Genomic DNA, 13,500 nt, shown 5'->3' with positions numbered 1-13,500 from the left:
CGCGTACGGCCGGGCAGCGCGCGGCCGCCCCGGCCTGCGCATGCGGATCACGCGCTCGTGTACACCACGCGATACGGAATGCCGACCTTCTCCCACTCGGCGGCTTCCTGGCTGAGACTGTAGTCGGTCAGCGGATTCTGCTCGACCCATGCGTTCGGCAGGCGCACCTCGTAGCCGCCCTTCTTCATCCCGGCAATGGAAATCTCCGGCAGGCCGGCATCGGTACGGCGCCGGCACAGTAGCGCGGCGAGCCGCAGGCAGAACAACAGCGGCCATTCGACTTCGCGCGCCTGGGACAGCTTGCCGAGCTTGCCCGCATGGCCGAGCACGAGCGCGGCGAGCCGCGCCTGGTCGGTCCGCGAAAAGCCCGGCATGTCCGCGTTGCTCGCGATGTACGACGAATGCTTGTGGTATGCGCTGTGTGAAATCGACAGACCGATCTCGTGCAGCGCCGCCGCCCAGCCGACGAACATCCGGCACTCCTCGCGGCGCTCGGGGTCCGGCTCCTCGAGCTGGTCGTAGAAGCGCGTCGCGAGCGCGCCGATCCGTCCGGCCTGCGCGCGGTCGACGCCGTAGCGGCGCGTGAAGCCCTCGACGGTCACGGCACGCATGTCCTCGTGCTGCGTGCGGCCCAGCAGGTCGTACAGCACGCCGAGACGCAGCGCGCCGTCGGTCGTGTCCACATAGTCGACGCCGAGCTCCTCGAACACCGCGAGCATGATCGACAGCCCGCCCGCCAGCACCGGAATGCGATCGGGCTTCAGCGCGACGAGCTTCAGGCGGTTCACGTTCTCGGCCTTGATCAGCGCGCGCTTGAGGCGCTCGAGACCGCCGCGCGAAATGCCGTGCGACACGCCGGTGTCGTTGAAGCCGTTCGCCTCGACGAGCTCGGCGAGCGCGCGCGCGGTGCCGGAAGAGCCGATCGCCTGATCCCAGCCGGCCTTCTTGTATTCGCTCGAAATGATCTGGATTTCGCGCTTCGCGGCGAGCTCCGCCTGCCGCATCGTGTATTCGTCGACGTTGCCCGCCGGAAAGAACGCGCGGCTGTGGCTCACGCAGCCGATGTAGAGACTCTCCATCACGAGCGGCGTGTAATGCGAGCCGATGATGAATTCGGTCGAACCGCCGCCGATGTCGACGACGAGCCGCTTGCCGGAACTGGCGGGCACCGAATGCGCGGCGCCGGCATAAATCAGGCGGGCCTCTTCGCGGCCCGCGATCACTTCGATCGGAAAACCGAGCGCCGCCTGGGCCTCGCCGAGAAATTCGTCTGAGTTCTTCGCGACGCGCAGCGTATTGGTCGCCACGGCCCGCACGTGATCCGGGTGGAAGTCGCGCAGCCGCTCGCCAAAGCGCTTGAGCGCATCCCAGCCACGCTCCTGCGACGCACGGTCGAGCATCTTGTCGCTCGACAGCCCGGCAGCCAGCCGCACCGACTCGCGCAGCGCGTCGACAGGATAGATCTGGCTGCCTGCGGCCGTCTCCTCGACCCGCCCGACGATCAGCCGGAAGCTGTTCGAGCCTAGATCCACGGCAGCCAGCAAGTGGGGGGAAGTAACCATCTGAGGGGAGCTCCGTGCGCATTCACCCGCAGCATTCGGCTGCCGCGGGGCGGTCAATCAAAGGCGACATTTTAAGCGCTGATCGCCTGCCGGTGTCACATTCGGCAAACATGACCGTTATGAGATTGTATATAGGGGAATCATTTATGAGACGAAAGGGTTTCCAGCGTAGAATTGAACAACAAAGTACAAACACCGTCATTTGCACGTCATCGCACTGTGAGAGTTTCCGAGCGTCCCTTCGAGTCTTCGCCAGACCTTCCGCCTTCTGTCCCGATGTCCGTCCGCTATCCGCTTCTGAACCGTGAGCTGGGTATCCTCGGCTTCAACGAGCGCGTGCTCGCGCAAGCCGCCGACCCGAACGTCCCGCTTCTCGAGCGCCTGCGCTTCATCTGCATCACGAGCAGCAATCTCGACGAATTCTTCGAAGTCCGGATGGCCGGGCTGCAGGAGCAGATGCGCGACGACCCCGGCGCCCTCGCGCCGGACGGCATGTCGCTGCAGCATGTCTACCAGCTGGTCGTCGAGCGCGCGCAGCGGCTCGTGCACCGGCAATACACGATGCTGCACGACACCGTGCTGCCGGCGCTCGAACAGGAAGGCATCTATTTCCACAGCAGCGACACGTGGAACGAGTCGCAGGTCGAATGGGCGCGGCGCTACTTCTACGACGAGCTGCTGCCGGTGCTGACGCCGATCGGCCTCGATCCCGCGCACCCGTTCCCGCGCGTGCTCAACAAGAGCCTGAACTTCGTCGTCGAGCTGGAAGGCCGCGACGCGTTCGGCCGCCAGGCGGTCATGGGGATCGTGCAGGCGCCGCGCGCGCTGCCGCGCCTCGTGCGCATGCCGCAGGCGCTGTCCGGCTTCGAGCACGGCTTCGTGCTGCTGAGCTCGTTCATGCAGCGCTTCGTCGGCGAGCTGTTCCCGCAGCTCGTGGTGAAGAGCTGCAATCAGTTCCGCATCACGCGCAACAGCGAACTGCTCGTCGACGAGGACGAAATCACCAACCTGCGCATCGCGCTGCAGGGCGAACTGCCCGCGCGCCACCTCGGCAACGCGGTGCGCCTCGAAGTGTCCGCCGACACGCCACCGCACCTGCTGCGGCGCCTGCTCGACGAGAGCGGACTCGGCGAGAAAGACTGCTACCGGGTGATCGGCTCGGTCAACCTGGTGCGGCTCATGCAATTGCCGGATCTCGTCGACCGTCCGGACCTGAAGTTTCCGCCGTATACGCCGTCGATCCCGCCCGTGATCGCGAACGCGTCGACGATGTTCGACGCGATCGACGACCGCGACATCCTGCTGCACCACCCGTACGAAAGCTTCCAGCCGGTGCTCGAACTGCTGCAGCAGGCCGCGAAGGACCCGAGCGTCGTCGCGATCAAGCAGACCATCTACCGCACCGGCACCGATTCGCCGCTGATGGACGCGCTGATGGAAGCGGCGCGCAACGGCAAGGAAGTCACGGTAGTCGTCGAGCTGCTTGCGCGCTTCGACGAGGAAACCAACATCAACTGGGCGTCGCAGCTCGAAGCGGTGGGCGCGCACGTCGTCTACGGCGTCGTCGGCCACAAGTGCCACGCGAAGATGATGCTGATCGTGCGGCGCGTCGTGCGCAACGGCAAGGCGTCGCTCAAGCGCTACGTCCACCTCGGCACCGGCAATTACCATCCGCGCACCGCGCGCCTCTATACCGACTACGGCCTGATGACCGCCGACCCGGCGATCTGTGAGGACGTGCACCACGTGTTCCAGCAGTTGACCGGCATCGGCGGCGAACTCAAGCTGCACGAGCTGTGGCAGTCGCCGTTCACGCTGCACCCGCGCATCATCGACGCGATTCGCGCCGAGACCGACAACGCGCTTGCGGGCAAGCGCGCGCGCATCGTCGCGAAGATGAACGCGCTGCTCGAGCCGTCCGTGATCGCGGCGCTGTATGACGCGTCGAAGGCGGGCGTGAAGGTCGACCTGATCGTGCGCGGCGTCTGCGCGCTGCAGCCGGGCGTGCCGGGCCTGTCGGAGAACATCACGGTGCGCTCGATCATCGGCCGCTTTCTCGAGCACCACCGCATCTATTATTTCCACGCGAACGGCGCCGAGAACGTCTACCTGTCGAGCGCCGACTGGATGGATCGCAACCTGTTCCGCCGCGTCGAAGTCGCGTTCCCGATCCGCGAGCGCAAGCTGAAGCGCCGCGTGATCGCGGAAGGCCTGTCCGCGTGCCTCGGCGACAACCAGTCCGCATGGCTGATGCAGAGCGACGGCCACTACAAGCGTCGGCGCGCGACCAGGACGAAGCGCAGCGCGCAGCTCGGCCTGCTCGCGAAGTTCTGTACCTGAATCGAGCAGCACGAGGCCGGCGCACGCAAGCAGCCGCGCCGGCCCGCCCGCTCAAGCGAAAAGCGCAGCCCTCCAGGCTGCGCTTTTTCGTATCCGGCCGCCGAATCAGGCAGGCCCGCACGGGCCGGACAGCCCGCCGTCACGCCAGTGCGCGCCGGCTTACGCCTCGAACGCCGCCGGGTTGTAGCGAACCGTCCGCTGCGCCGGGAAACGCGCCGCAAACATGCTGCCGCGCCCTTCTTCGCTCTGGATCTGCAAGTGCGCGTCGTGGCGCTGCAGCACGTGCTTGACGATCGCGAGGCCGAGCCCCGTGCCGCCGGTGTCGCGCGAGCGGCTGCGGTCCACCCGGTAGAAGCGCTCGGTGAGGCGTGGCAGGTCCGACGAAGGAATGCCGAGCCCGCTGTCCGTCACCGAAAACACCGACTGCGCGCCGTCGCGCCGCCACGCGACCGCGATCTTGCCGCCCTCCGGCGTATAGCGGATCGCATTCGTGACGAGATTGGCGAATGCGCTGAAGATCTCCGTTTGCGCGCCCGTGACCGCCAGTGTCTCGTCGACCGAGAACGTGATCTGGTGATGGCCGTTCGACAGCGTGGCCGCGTCGTCGCGCAGATGGTCGAACACGGCCCGCATGTCGACCATGCTGTCCGCGCTCGGCCTGCTGTCGCCTTCGAGCTTCGCGAGCACGAGCAGATCGGTCACGATGTGCCGCATCCGCGACGCCTGCTGTTCCATCAGGTCGAGATAGCGGGCGCGCTCGTCCTCGCCGAGCGGCAGCTCGCGTATCGTTTCGAGGAAGCCCGACAGCACGGTAAGCGGCGTCTTCAGCTCGTGCGACACGTTCGCGACGAAGTCGCGCCGCATCGCGTCGGTGCGTTCCAGCTCGGTGATGTCCTGCGTCAGCAGCAGCTTGCGGTTCTCGCCGTACGGAAACACCTGGACGGCCACCACGTTCTGCCGCGCAGTGCCCATGCCGTGCATCACGAGCGTCTCGTCGTAATGCTGCGAATTCAGGTAGCGGATGAAATCCGGATGCCGCACCAGGTTCGTGATGTGCTGGCGCAGGTCGCGCTTCGAATCGACGCCGAGGTGCACCTCGGTGATCGCGTTGCACCACTCGATCTGGTCGTGGTCGTCGAGCATCGCGACGCCGTTCGGCGACGCCTGGATGGCCTGGATGAAGCGCGAATGCTGCTGCTCGACCTGGCGCACCTGTGCGTGCCACTGCTTCGCGAGCTTGTGCAGCCGGTAGTAGATTTCGCCCCAGATGCCCGGTGCGCTCGGCACTTCGCCGTAGACGGGCGCGTCGAGCAGGCGCCACAGGCGCTGCGTATGGAAGGTGCTGAAAAAGCCCTGCGCGACCAGCATGACCAGCGCGAATGCGAGGCCGGCCGTCAGCCCCGCGAATACGCCGATCAGTACGCTGAGCAGCACGAGCAGCACGAGCGACACCAGAAAGCGCGCCCAGATGATGTTCATGATTCAGCGTCCGAAAAAAGGAAAAGCCTGCCGCGGCGCACGATGCACCGCGGCTGCGTCACGCGTGTTTCGCGAGGCGGTAGCCGCTGCCGCGGACCGTTTCGATCATAGCATCGCAGCCGGCCGGCTTGAGCGCTGCGCGCAGCCGCTTGATGTGAACGTCGACGGTGCGCTCCTCGACGAACACGTGATCGCCCCACACCTGGTCGAGCAGCTGCGTGCGGCTGTGCACGCGCTCCGGGTGGGTCATGAAGAAATGCAGCAGACGGAATTCGGTCGGGCCGAGATCGAGCTTGATCTCGCTGCCTTCCGATTGCGCGGCGACGCGATGCGTCGCCGGATCGAGGCGCAGCCCGTTGATCGCCACGACGTCCTCGGTCAGCTGCGGCGCACGGCGGCGCAGCACGGCCTTGATGCGCGCCATCAATTCCTTCGGCGAGAACGGCTTCGTCACGTAGTCGTCCGCGCCGATCTCGAGACCCAGCACCTTGTCCTGTTCGTCACCGCGTGCGGTCAGCATGATGATCGGGATGTGCTTGGTCCGCTCGTTGTTGCGCAGGTCGCGCGCGAACGCGATGCCGGACTTGCCCGGCAGCATCCAGTCGAGCAGCACGAGATCGGGCAGCACGTCGCTGATCAGGCTTTGCGCCTGCTCCGCGTTGTATGCGCGGATCGCGCAATGTCCCGCATGCTGAAGATTCACCGAAATCAGTTCGGAAATCGCGGGTTCATCTTCGATGACGAGAATGTTGCTGGGCATCGGGACCTCTTGTCCGTCTTGAACGTATGACGCGTTAACTATTGGCTTCACGATCGAGCGTATCGCGCGGCTGGTGCCGCACGTCGGTGCCCTTCACGATGTAGATGATGAATTCGGCGATGTTCTTCGCATGGTCGCCGATCCGCTCGATCGCCTTCGCGATGAACAGATATTCGAGGCCGACCGAGATCGTGCGCGGGTCTTCCTGCATGTACGACACGAGCTTGCGCACGAACGCGCGGAATTCCTGGTCGATCTCCTTGTCGTCCTTGACGATCTGCGCGGCCGCGACCGTGTCGAGGCGCGCGAACGCGTCGAGCGCGCGGCGCAGGATCGCCACGGCCATCTCGCCGGACACCTTGATCTCGGCGATGTTGACCGTGCGCGAGATCGGCTCGTCGATCAGGCGGCGCACGCGCTTCGCGATCTTTTCCGCTTCGTCGCCGGCGCGCTCGAGGTTCGTGATCGTCTTCGAGATCGACATCAGCAAGCGCAGGTCGCGCGCGGCCGGCTGGCGGCGCGCGATGATGTTGCCGCACTCCTGGTCGATCTCGACTTCCATCGCGTTCAGGCGTTCCTCGATCGCGATCGCGCGGTCGGCCGCGTTGCGGTCGAACTCGTTGAGCGCCTGCATCGCATCGGTGATCTGCGCCTCGACGAGCCCGCCCATCTCCAGCACCCTCGACGACACCGCATTCAGGTCGGCGTCGAACTGGCTCGACAAATGTTTATCCGGCATGGTTGCATTTCTCCGTCATCAGCCGAACCGGCCGGTAATGTAGTCTTCTGTTTCCTTGCGCACGGGCTTGATGAAGATCTTCTCGGTCTCGCCGAACTCGATCAGCTCGCCAAGGTACATGTACGCAGTGTAGTCCGAGCAGCGCGCGGCCTGCTGCATGTTGTGCGTGACGATCACGACCGTGTAGTCGTTCTTCAGCTCCGCGATCAGCTCTTCGATGCGGCCCGTCGAAATCGGGTCGAGCGCCGAGCACGGCTCGTCGAGCAGCAGCACCTCCGGACGAATCGCGATGCCGCGCGCGATGCACAGACGCTGCTGCTGGCCGCCCGAGAGGCCGTAGCCGCTCTGGTTCAGCTTGTCCTTCACCTCGGCCCACAACGCCGCCTTCGTCAGCGCCCACTCGACGCGATCGTCCATCTCCGAGCGCGTGAGTTTTTCGAACATCTTCACGCCGAACGCGATGTTGTCGTAGATCGACATCGGGAACGGCGTCGGCTTCTGGAACACCATGCCGATCCGCGCGCGCAGCAGCGAAATGTCGCGCTTCGTCGTCAGCAGGTTCTCGCCGTCCATCAGGATCTCGCCTTCGGCGCGCTGCTCCGGATAGAGCGCGTACATCTTGTTGAACGTGCGCAGCAGCGTCGACTTGCCGCAGCCGGACGGGCCGATGAACGCCGTCACCTTTCCTTCCGGAATGCGCATGTTGACGTTCTTCAGCGCATGGAACTTGTTGTAGAAGAAGTTGAGGTTGTTGACCTCGATCTTCGCGTTCAGCGGCGCGAGCGAATGGCCGTCCGGCGCGTCATGCGTACCGGCCGGTGCCGCGGCGCGTTCGATGGGGTTCAGGTGGCTCTCTGCCATATTCATCGGATTGCTCCGCCGTTACTTTTTCGAGAAGATCGAGCGCGCCAGGATGTTGAGTCCGAGCACCCCCAGCGTAATCAGGAACACGCCCGCCCACGCGAGCGACTGCCATTGGGCGAACGGGCTCATCGCGAACTTGAAGATCGTGACGGGCAAGTTCGCGATCGGCTGGCCCATGTCGACCGAGAAGAACTGGTTCGACAGCGCGGTGAACAGCAGCGGCGCCGTTTCGCCGGCGATCCGCGCGACCGCGAGCAGCACGCCGGTCGTGATGCCGCCGAGCGACGCGCGCAGCGTGATCGACATCACCATGCGCCACTTCGGCGTGCCGAGCGCGAAGGCCGCCTCGCGCAACGCGTTCGGCACGAGCCTCAGCATGTTCTCGGTCGTGCGGATCACGATCGGGATCTGCAGCAGTGCCAGCGCGATCACGCCGGCCCAGCCGCTGAAGCGGCCCGACTTCGCGACGACCAGCGCGTAGACGAACAGGCCCACGACGATCGACGGCGCCGACAGCAGGATGTCGTTGATGAAGCGGATCGTGCCCGCCAGCACGTTCTTCTGGCCGTATTCCGCGAGGTACACGCCGGCGAGAATGCCGATCGGCGTGCCGACGAAGGTCGCGAGCCCGACCAGCATCAGGCTGCCGACGATCGCGTTCGCGAGACCGCCGCCCGCGGTGTCCGGCGGCGGCGTCGACTCGGTGAACAGCGCGAGCGACAGGCCGCCGATGCCGAGGTGCAGCGTCGTGTAGAGAATCCAGATCAGCCACATCAGGCCGAACGCCATCGCGCCGAGCGACGCGGTGAGCGCGATCGCGTTGATCAGCTTGCGCTTGCGCTGCAGCCGGCCGCGCATCGCGTCGAGCACGGCGCCGTCCGGGCCCGGCAGGTTCAGTACGGGCTCGCTCATTTCTGGCCCTCCCCTTTCTCGAGACGCAGCAACAACAGTTTGGAGATGGCCAGCACGATGAAGGTGATCACGAACAGGATCAGGCCCAGCTCCATCAGCGCGGACGTATGAAGACCGGGCGACGCCTCGGCGAACTCGTTCGCGAGCGCCGACGTGATGCTGTTGCCCGGCGAGAACAGCGATACGTTGTCGAGCAGGTTCGTGTTGCCGATCACGAACGTGACCGCCATCGTCTCGCCGAGCGCGCGGCCGAGGCCGAGCATCACGCCGCCGATCACGCCGGTCTTCGTATAGGGCAGCACGATCTTCCACATCACTTCCCAGGTCGTGCAGCCGATCCCGTACGCGGACTCCTTCAGCAGCACGGGCGTGACCTCGAACACGTCACGCATCACCGACGCGATGTACGGGATGATCATGATCGCGAGGATCACGCCGGCGGACAGGATGCCGATGCCGATCGGCGGGCCGGCGAACAGCGGGCCGAGCACCGGCACGCCGTCGAACAGGCGGCCGATCGGCTTCTGGAAATAGCCCGCGAAGATCGGCGCGAACACGAGCAGCCCCCACATGCCGTAGACGATCGACGGGATCGCGGCGAGCAGCTCGATCGCAATGCCGAGCGGACGGCGCAGCCAGACGGGCGCCAGCTCGGTGAGGAACAGCGCGATGCCGAAGCTGACCGGCACCGCGATCAACAATGCAATGAGCGACGTCACGATGGTGCCGTAGATCGGCACGAGCGCACCGTAGACGTCGACGGTGGGATCCCATTCGGAATGCCAGAGGAAACCGAGACCGAATTTCTGGATGGTCGGCATCGACGCGACGATCAGCGAGACGATGATGCCGCCGAGCAGCAGCAAGGTCACGATCGCGGCGAAGCGGGCGAGACCGCCGAACAGAATGTCCCCGAGTCGGCTGGGCGCGCGTTGCTGCGCCTTGTCGGCGGACCGGGATGACACGTATGGAATATCAGACATGGGCGCCTGCTCTTGAGTGCCGGGCGCGACGACGCCCGGCCTTACTGCACACACTGCCCGGCCGGGTCGGCCGGGCAGCGAACCGCTGCAACGCTTACTCGGCGATCGGCTTGCCTGCCGCGTCCGTCACCTTGACCTTCCACTGCTTGCGGATTTCCGTCTCGACCGCCGGCGGCAGCGAGATGTAGTCGAGGTTGTCCGCTGCCTTCTCGCCGTTCTTGAACGCCCAGTCGAAGAACTTCAGCGTTTCCTTGCCCTGCTCCGCCTTGTCCTGCTTCACGTGGAGCAGCACGAACGTCGCGCCGACGACCGGCCATGCTTCCTTGCCCGGCTGGTTCGTCAGGATCTGGTAGAACGACTTCGACCAGTTCGCGCCGGCAGCCGCCGCCTTGAAGGTTTCCGTCTTCGGCTCGACGACCGCGCCCGTCGAGTTCTTCAGCGCGGTGTAGACCATGTTGTTCTTCTTCGCGTACGCCCACTCGACGTAGCCGATCGCGCCCGGCAGGCGCTGCACGAATGCCGCGACGCCGTCGTTACCCTTGCCGCCCGTGCCCGTCGGCCAGTTGACCGTCGTGCCTTCGCCGACCTTCGACTTCCAGTCTTCGCTGACCTTCGACAGGTAGTTCGTCCAGATGAAGCTCGTGCCCGAGCCGTCCGCACGGCGCACGACCGCGATGTCCGTATCCGGCAGCTTGGCCTTCGGGTTCAGTGCGACGATCGCCGGATCGTTCCACTTCTTGATCTTGCCCAGGTAGATCTCGCCGAGCACCGGGCCCGACAGGATCAGCTCACCCGCCTTCACGCCCGGCACGTTGACGACCGGCACGACGCCGCCCACCACCGTCGGGAACTGGAACAGGCCGTCCTTCGCGAGGTCTTCGTCCTTCAGCGGCGCGTCCGAACCGGCGAAATCGACGGTCTTCGCGACGATCTGCTTCAGGCCGCCCGACGAGCCGATGCCCTGATAGTTGATCTTCGCGCCACCGGTCTGCTGGTAGTCAGCAGCCCATTTCGTATAGATCGGCATTGCGAAGGTGCTGCCCGCGCCCGTGATGTCGGCGGCGTGCGCAGCAACGGCGAAGAGCGCGCCAGCCAGGCCAGCAAACGCGGTTTGCATCAATTTCATGAGACCTCCAGTGTGTGAGCGGATGACTACGGCACCGCGAAGATTAGGGGGTGGCCATGACAGTAATGTGACAAACGATGAAGCTGGCGTGACAGTAACATGACTATTTGAAAGGCACGGATGCGCCGAGGGGATGCCCATCCGGCCGGGTGCGAACGCACGGAGATGACGGAGGAATCGCCCAAAAGGGAGCCCCGGGAAACCAGGGAAATGCCGTTGCGGCAGCCCGTACGCGCCATTCAGGGTCGGAAGCGATCGACCCGGAGACCCGGAGACCCGGAGACCCGGAGACCCGGAGGCCCGGACGGCCCGGACGGCCCCGGACCATATACACGTCATGCGCGCGATGCGGATGCGGGCGGGCAGCCGGACCGCGATGCGGATCGCGGCGCGGCGACGGAGCCGCCCGCGCCGCGATCCGCGCGATCAGGTGGTCGCCACGCGCACCGCTTCGGCGATCGCCTCCGCGTGCCGGCTCGCTTCCGCGGCCTGCTGCGCCTCGACCATCACGCGCAGCACCGGCTCGGTACCCGACGCGCGGATCAGCACGCGGCCGCTGCCGGAGAGCGCCGTCTCGGCCGCGTCGATCGCCGCGCGAATCGTTGCGTCGCCCTTCCAGTCGGCGCCCGGCTTCATCCGCACGTTGATCAGCTTCTGCGGGAACAGCGTCACGCTTTCGAGCATCTGCGCGAGCGTCTGGCCGCTGCGCTTGAGCGCCGCGAGCACCAGCAGCGCAGAGACGATGCCGTCGCCGGTCGAGTGGCGGTCGAGCGACAGGATGTGGCCCGAGCCTTCCGCGCCGAGTTGCCAGCCGCGCTCGCGCAGCTGCTCCAGCACATAGCGGTCGCCGACCGCGGCCCGGACGAACTGCACGCCCTCGCGCTTTAGCGCGACTTCGACGGCGAGATTCGTCATCAGCGTTCCGACCGCCCCTTCGACTCGACCGTTAGTTGCGATTCGATCCTTCACCAGCACGTAGAGCAGCTCGTCGCCATTGAACAGCCGTCCCGATGCGTCGACGACCTGCAGGCGGTCCGCGTCGCCATCGAGCGCGATGCCGAGATCCGCGTGGTTCGCGCGCACCGCACGCACCAGTGCGTCCGGCGCGGTCGCGCCGACGCCGTCGTTGATGTTGAAGCCGTTCGGCGCGACCCCGATCGGGATCACCTCCGCGCCAAGCTCATGAAACACGTGCGGTGCGATCTGGTAGGCGGCGCCGTGCGCGCAGTCGATCACGAGCTTCATGCCGCGCAGGTCGAACGCGGCCGGGAACGTGCTCTTGCAGAACTCGATGTAGCGCCCCGCCGCGTCGTCGAGCCGGCGTGCCTTGCCGAGCCCGTCCGACGGTGCGCAGGCAAGCGGCTTGTCGAGCCACGCCTCGATCTCGGCTTCGGTTTCGTCCGGCAGCTTGTTGCCGTCCGCCGAGAAGAACTTGATGCCGTTGTCGTGATACGGATTGTGCGACGCGCTGATCACGACGCCGGCCGACAGACGCAGCGCCCGCGTCAGGTAGGCGACGCCCGGCGTCGGCATCGGGCCGGCCAGCATCACGTCGACGCCCGCCGCCGAGAAACCCGCCTCGAGCGCCGCCTCGAGCATGTAGCCGGACACGCGCGTGTCCTTGCCGATCAGCACGGTGGGCCGGGTGCCCACCGCCGCGTCCGCGGAACCGGCCAGCACCTTGCCCGCCGCGTAGCCGAGCCGCAACACGAAATCCGGAGTGATGGGCGCTTCGCCGACCTTGCCGCGAATGCCGTCCGTACCGAAATATCGACGTCCCATAACGAACCTTTCTCCTCGTTTTGACTTATTGATGCCGTGCGGCTCCGCGCACGGCATGCCAGATTTTCAGCGCGTCGACGGTCGCCGCGACGTCGTGCACGCGCACGATCGCCGCGCCCCGCTCGACCGCGCACAGCGCGGCCGCGACGCTCGCCGCGACACGCTCCAGCGGCGGCTTGCCGCCGATCACCGCGCCGAGCATCGACTTGCGCGACATCCCCGCGAGAATCGGGTACGGGCGGCCGTCCGGACGGGCCGGCGCGGTGTCGGGCAACGCGGCGAGCAGCGCGTAATTGTCGTCGACGACCGCCTTGCCGAATCCGAAGCCCGGATCGACGCAGATCCGCTCCGGCGCGATGCCGGCAGCCATCAATGCGTGCGCGCGCGCGGCAAGGAAATCGCGCACGTCAGTCACCACGTCCCGATAGTCGGGCTCGTGCACCTGCATCGTCTGCGGCTCGCCGAGCATGTGCATCGCGCAAAGGCCGCAATCGCTGCCGCGCACGGCATCGATCGCGCCGGGCTGGCGAAAGCCCCAGATGTCGTTGATCAGGTCCGCGCCGGCCTCGAGCGATGCGCGCATCACGGCCGGCTTGTAGGTATCGATCGACAACGGCACGTTCAGCGCACGCAATGCCTCGACGAGCGGAATCACGCGCGCCAGCTCCTCGTCGAGCGGCACGGGCGGTGCGCCCGGGCGGGTCGACTCGCCGCCGATGTCGATCAGGTCCGCACCCTCGGCGAGCATCCGCTCGGCCTGGCGCAACGCGTGGTCGCGCGCGAGATAGCGGCCGCCGTCGGAAAACGAATCGGGGGTGGCGTTGAGAATGCCCATCACGAGCGGGCGCTCGAACGTCAGTTTGAATCGGCCGCACTGCAGCGGCTCGGGGATGAAGGACGGGTTGGACACGAATGACGAACGTGGATGAATGCAAAACGGGCTGGTGTGAGTG

General features: G+C 66.1%; 11 protein-coding genes. 1 reads left to right on the top strand and 10 read right to left on the bottom strand.

The annotated features are described in order from the left end of the window. Positions 1–47: 47 nt before the first annotated feature. Positions 48–1,562: an exopolyphosphatase gene (ppx, locus tag LIG30_RS16995; RefSeq protein ID WP_038713786.1), complete on the bottom strand. Its 1,515-nt coding sequence runs from the start codon at positions 1,560–1,562 to the stop codon at positions 48–50. 276 nt (positions 1,563–1,838) lie between these two features. On the opposite strand from ppx, the gene ppk1 reads away from it, so the two are divergent. Next, positions 1,839–3,902, top strand: a complete 2,064-nt coding sequence (gene ppk1 / locus LIG30_RS16990) for a polyphosphate kinase 1 (RefSeq protein WP_038713785.1) — start codon at positions 1,839–1,841, stop codon at positions 3,900–3,902. 159 nt (positions 3,903–4,061) lie between these two features. Here ppk1 and phoR read toward each other — a convergent pair whose 3' ends face one another. The 9 genes from phoR to folP all read right to left on the bottom strand — a co-directional run bounded on the left by phoR (position 4,062) and on the right by folP (position 13,457). Further along, the gene (gene phoR / locus LIG30_RS16985) at positions 4,062–5,381 is read right to left on the bottom strand and encodes a phosphate regulon sensor histidine kinase PhoR (protein WP_038713784.1); all 1,320 of its coding nucleotides are present in this window, start codon (positions 5,379–5,381) and stop codon (positions 4,062–4,064) included. Positions 5,382–5,439: 58 nt separating this feature from the next. After that, on the bottom strand, positions 5,440–6,141 hold the full coding sequence (gene phoB / locus LIG30_RS16980; RefSeq protein WP_038713783.1) for a phosphate regulon transcriptional regulator PhoB: 702 nt from the start codon (positions 6,139–6,141) through the stop codon (positions 5,440–5,442). Positions 6,142–6,175: 34 nt separating this feature from the next. Continuing rightward, positions 6,176–6,880, bottom strand: coding sequence for a phosphate signaling complex protein PhoU (gene phoU / locus LIG30_RS16975; protein WP_038713782.1), 705 nt, complete (start codon positions 6,878–6,880; stop codon positions 6,176–6,178). Between the two features lie 18 nt (positions 6,881–6,898). Then, entirely contained in the window at positions 6,899–7,747 is an 849-nt protein-coding gene (pstB, locus tag LIG30_RS16970) for a phosphate ABC transporter ATP-binding protein PstB (protein WP_038713781.1), read from the bottom strand. Positions 7,748–7,762: 15 nt separating this feature from the next. Further along, positions 7,763–8,656, bottom strand: coding sequence for a phosphate ABC transporter permease PstA (gene pstA / locus LIG30_RS16965; RefSeq protein WP_038713780.1), 894 nt, complete (start codon positions 8,654–8,656; stop codon positions 7,763–7,765). Continuing rightward, positions 8,653–9,639, bottom strand: coding sequence for a phosphate ABC transporter permease PstC (pstC, locus tag LIG30_RS16960; protein WP_038713779.1), 987 nt, complete (start codon positions 9,637–9,639; stop codon positions 8,653–8,655). Before pstC ends, pstA begins: the two co-directional genes overlap by 4 nt. Positions 9,640–9,733: 94 nt before the next feature. Then, entirely contained in the window at positions 9,734–10,765 is a 1,032-nt protein-coding gene (pstS, locus tag LIG30_RS16955; RefSeq protein WP_038713777.1) for a phosphate ABC transporter substrate-binding protein PstS, read from the bottom strand. Positions 10,766–11,191: 426 nt separating this feature from the next. Further along, a complete protein-coding gene (glmM, locus tag LIG30_RS16950) occupies positions 11,192–12,547 on the bottom strand; it encodes a phosphoglucosamine mutase (RefSeq protein WP_038713776.1) in 1,356 nt (451 codons plus the stop codon). A 25-nt stretch (positions 12,548–12,572) separates the two neighbouring features. After that, positions 12,573–13,457 carry a dihydropteroate synthase gene (gene folP / locus LIG30_RS16945; RefSeq protein WP_051995063.1) on the bottom strand — a complete coding sequence of 295 codons (885 nt, stop codon included), beginning with the start codon at positions 13,455–13,457 and terminating at the stop codon, positions 12,573–12,575. Positions 13,458–13,500: the final 43 nt, after the last annotated feature.

The sequence above is a fragment of the Burkholderia sp. lig30 genome (genome assembly GCF_000687455.2).
Taxonomy (GTDB): domain Bacteria; phylum Pseudomonadota; class Gammaproteobacteria; order Burkholderiales; family Burkholderiaceae; genus Burkholderia.
Note: the sequence above shows the minus strand (reverse complement) of the source record. Positions and strands in the feature narration are given on the sequence as shown.

Excerpts from the sequence above, each read along its gene's own strand:
- ppx (WP_038713786.1), bottom strand. The coding sequence starts at position 1,562 with ATGGTTACTTCCCCCCACTTGCTGGCTGCCGTGGATCTAGGCTCGAAC.
- ppk1 (WP_038713785.1), top strand. The coding sequence starts at position 1,839 with ATGTCCGTCCGCTATCCGCTTCTGAACCGTGAGCTGGGTATCCTCGGC.
- phoR (WP_038713784.1), bottom strand. The coding sequence starts at position 5,381 with ATGAACATCATCTGGGCGCGCTTTCTGGTGTCGCTCGTGCTGCTCGTG.
- phoB (WP_038713783.1), bottom strand. The coding sequence starts at position 6,141 with ATGCCCAGCAACATTCTCGTCATCGAAGATGAACCCGCGATTTCCGAA.
- phoU (WP_038713782.1), bottom strand. The coding sequence starts at position 6,880 with ATGCCGGATAAACATTTGTCGAGCCAGTTCGACGCCGACCTGAATGCG.
- pstB (WP_038713781.1), bottom strand. The coding sequence starts at position 7,747 with ATGAATATGGCAGAGAGCCACCTGAACCCCATCGAACGCGCCGCGGCA.
- pstA (WP_038713780.1), bottom strand. The coding sequence starts at position 8,656 with ATGAGCGAGCCCGTACTGAACCTGCCGGGCCCGGACGGCGCCGTGCTC.
- pstC (WP_038713779.1), bottom strand. The coding sequence starts at position 9,639 with ATGTCTGATATTCCATACGTGTCATCCCGGTCCGCCGACAAGGCGCAG.
- pstS (WP_038713777.1), bottom strand. The coding sequence starts at position 10,765 with ATGAAATTGATGCAAACCGCGTTTGCTGGCCTGGCTGGCGCGCTCTTC.
- glmM (WP_038713776.1), bottom strand. The coding sequence starts at position 12,547 with ATGGGACGTCGATATTTCGGTACGGACGGCATTCGCGGCAAGGTCGGC.